The following is a 3,007-nucleotide window of genomic DNA, read 5'->3' on the forward strand; positions in this document are numbered from 1 at the left end:
CGGCCAGCGCGCGGGTCAGGTCACCTGATCGGGGCCGGATCCCGTCTCAGGCGGGCGTGGTCTCGATCCCGCTGACCCGGACGGTCGCGCCCGGCTCGTGCCGGGCCTGCTCGGCCACCGCGGCAGCGACCGCCGTCGTGACCTCCGGGTCGAACACGCTCGGGATGATGTAGTTGGCGTTGAGCTGGTCGTCCCGGACGACGGCGGCCAGCGCGTCGGCCGCGGCGAGCAACATGCCGTCGCTGATCTCGGTGGCTCGGGCGTCGAGCAGTCCGCGGAAGACGCCCGGGAACGCCAGCACGTTGTTGATCTGGTTCGGCAGGTCCGAGCGGCCGGACGCCACGATCGTCGCGTGCTCCCGGGCCCGCACCGGATCGACCTCCGGGGTGGGGTTCGCCATCGGGAAGATGATCGAGCGCTCGTTCATGCGGGCCAGGTCCTCGACCGCGAGCACGTTCCCCGCGCTCACCCCGATGAAGACGTCGGCGCCGTCGAGCGCGTCGGGCAGCTCGCCGCGGCGGCGACCCGGGTTGGTCCGCTGAGCCAGATCACGCTTGGCGGGGCCGAGCCGGTCGTCGTCGGGGGACAGGATGCCCTCGCGGTCCCAGACGAGGACCTGCCCGGCACCGGCCTGCAGCAGGAGGTGGACGATCGCCGTCCCCGCGGCACCCCCGCCGGCGACCACGATCTTCACGTCGGGCAGCCGCTTGTCCACCACGCGCAGCGCGTTCTTCAGCGCGGCCAGCGCGACGATCGCCGTCCCGTGCTGGTCGTCGTGGAACACGGGGATGTCCAGCTTGTCGCGCAGCCGCTTCTCGATCTCGAAGCAGCGGGGCGCGGCGATGTCCTCGAGGTTGATGCCGCCGAAGCCGGGGGCGATGAGCTCCACGGTGCGCACGATCTCGTCGACGTCCTGGGTGTCGAGGCAGATCGGCCACGCGTCGATGTCGGCGAACCGCTTGAACAGCGCGGCCTTGCCCTCCATGACCGGCAGCGCGGCGCCCGGCCCGATGTCGCCGAGCCCCAGGACGGCGGAGCCGTCGGTGACCACCGCGACGGTGTTGCCCTTGATCGTGAGCCGGCGGACGTCCTCCGGGTGGTCGGCCAGCGCGAGGCAGACCCGCGCGACGCCGGGCGTGTAGGCCATCGAGAGGTCGTCGCGGGTCTTGAGCGGCACCTTGGAGGCGACCTCGAGTTTGCCGCCGAGGTGCAGCAGGAACGTGCGGTCGCTGACCTTGCGGACCGTGACGCCCGGGACCGTCCGCAGCGCGTCGACCATCTCCTCGGAGTGAGCGGCATCGGCGGCCGAGCAGGTGACGTCGACGGTGAGGCCGTCGGAGCGGGAGTCGACCACGTCGATGGCCGTGACCGCACCACCCGCCGTCCCCACGGCGGTGGCGATCCGGCCGATCGAGGCCGGGTCGCCGTCGGAGGTGAGTCGCACGGTGATCGAGTACGACGCGGAGGTCACCGGCCCACGGGGGACGGTCGGGGCAACGGGCTCGTCGGTACCGGCGGCCGGCGTGGTCTCAGTGCTCATGGCGTGCGCCATCGTCCCACCGGCACAGGGCCGAGTGTCGCTCAGCCCACCGTGCGGGAGGCGGAACCTTCGGCTCTCGCCTTGAGCCCGGCGCAGAACTGCCGGAACGACGGGTTCAGGTCCGGGGTCGTGCGGCCCAGCAGCGCGGCAAACGTGCCCGAATGGTCCTCCCGCACCGTGAGCACGGTGCCGCCGTCGTCCTGGGCGTCGAGGGAGTAGGTGCGCTCGATGACCGCCATGCCGAACGGCAGTCCGCCGCGCCAGCGCATCGCCTCGGAGGGCCGCAGCTCGGTGACGGTCACCGAGAACGGGCGGCTGCGGATCATGGTCGCGTAGATCGTCAGCCGCTCCCCGAGCGCGACGGTCCCCTCGACCCGGTCCACGCCCGAGTCCCAGTCCCGCCAGCTGCCGACGTCGGTGAGCAGCGCCCACACCTCGGCCGGGCTCGCGTCGATCCGGGTCACCGCCTCGAAGCTCCGCACGCCCGGCAGTCTGCTCCGCCCGCCGGGGGACGGCCAGAGGTCAGGCCCGCAGCCGCGGTGGGGAGACGTCGAGCTCGCGCCCGGCCGACGCGGCGGCGGAGAGCTCGCGCCCCCATCGGTTGAGCCCCGCGACGTCGATGCCGTGCGGCGGCTGCGCCACGTAGTGCGCGATGTTGCCGGCGCCGCGATCGAGCAGGGTGGCCGCACCGCGCCGGTTGCCGCGGGCGGCATGGGTGAGCCCGACCGCCAGCTGGGCCAGCCCGCGCCAGAGCTGCCGCTCGGCCTCCGGGGCGGACTTCCACGCGTCCTCGAGCACCTCGTGGGCGTGGAACGGCCGCCCGGCGTCGAGCAGTGCCTGAGCCTCGGCGAGCGAGTCGGGGGGCTCCCTGACGACGCCCTCCGGGGCCCGCTCCTCGCCGACCGCGCCGTAGGGCAGGGGCCGGCCCAGCGCGTCCCGGGGCCGCGCGTTGCGGGCACGGCCCTCCGCGTCGCGGTCCCGTTCGGTGCTCACCCGCCCGATCCTGCACCAGCCTCCTCCGGGAATCCGTTGCATCCAACCGGATCGGGTGCCCGGAAGAGGGGGCACGAGCCGTCCGCCATCGGAAAGGATCCTCCGTGAGCACGATCCGCACGTTCAGCCGCGCTGCCGGTGCTGTCGGCGTCGCCGGCGCGCTGGTCCTCCTCGCCACGCCCGCGACGGCCGCCGAGACCGCCACCGTCTCGGTCCTGCACGCCGTCCCGGAGACCCCGGTCGACGTCTACGCCAACGGCGAGCGCCTGCTCGACGACTTCCAGCCCGGCACGCTCACCGACCCGCTCCAGCTGCCGGCCGGGAGCTACGACATCCAGGTCTTCGCGGCCGACGCCGCCGACAACTCCGGGAGCGCCCTGTTCGGCGCCACTGCGCAGGTGCCCGCGGGCGCCGACGCCACGGTCGTCGCGCACCTGAACGAAGGTGGGCAGCCCACCCTCACTCCGTTCGTCA

4 protein-coding genes are annotated in these 3,007 nt (G+C 73.7%); 1 reads left to right on the forward strand and 3 read right to left on the reverse strand.

Annotated elements, in window-relative coordinates; genetic code table 11:
- Nucleotides 1-46: 46 nt before the first annotated feature.
- From E4P40_RS27160 to E4P40_RS27170, 3 genes are read right to left on the reverse strand one after another with little or no spacing between them, the layout of a single operon-like run.
- The gene (locus tag E4P40_RS27160) at nt 47-1,540 is read right to left on the reverse strand and encodes an NAD-dependent malic enzyme (RefSeq protein ID WP_135161402.1); all 1,494 of its coding nucleotides are present in this window, start codon (nt 1,538-1,540) and stop codon (nt 47-49) included.
- 41 nt (nt 1,541-1,581) lie between these two features.
- Entirely contained in the window at nt 1,582-2,022 is a 441-nt protein-coding gene (locus E4P40_RS27165) for an SRPBCC domain-containing protein (protein WP_167762389.1), read from the reverse strand.
- Between the two features lie 40 nt (nt 2,023-2,062).
- Entirely contained in the window at nt 2,063-2,533 is a 471-nt protein-coding gene (locus E4P40_RS27170) for a DUF309 domain-containing protein (RefSeq protein ID WP_245160624.1), read from the reverse strand.
- Nucleotides 2,534-2,637: 104 nt separating this feature from the next.
- Between E4P40_RS27170 and E4P40_RS27175 the strand changes: the two genes are divergently transcribed.
- A partial coding sequence (locus tag E4P40_RS27175; RefSeq protein WP_135161405.1) for a DUF4397 domain-containing protein occupies nt 2,638-3,007 on the forward strand: 370 nt, incomplete at its 3' end.

It is taken from the genome of Blastococcus sp. CT_GayMR20 (genome assembly GCF_004570345.1).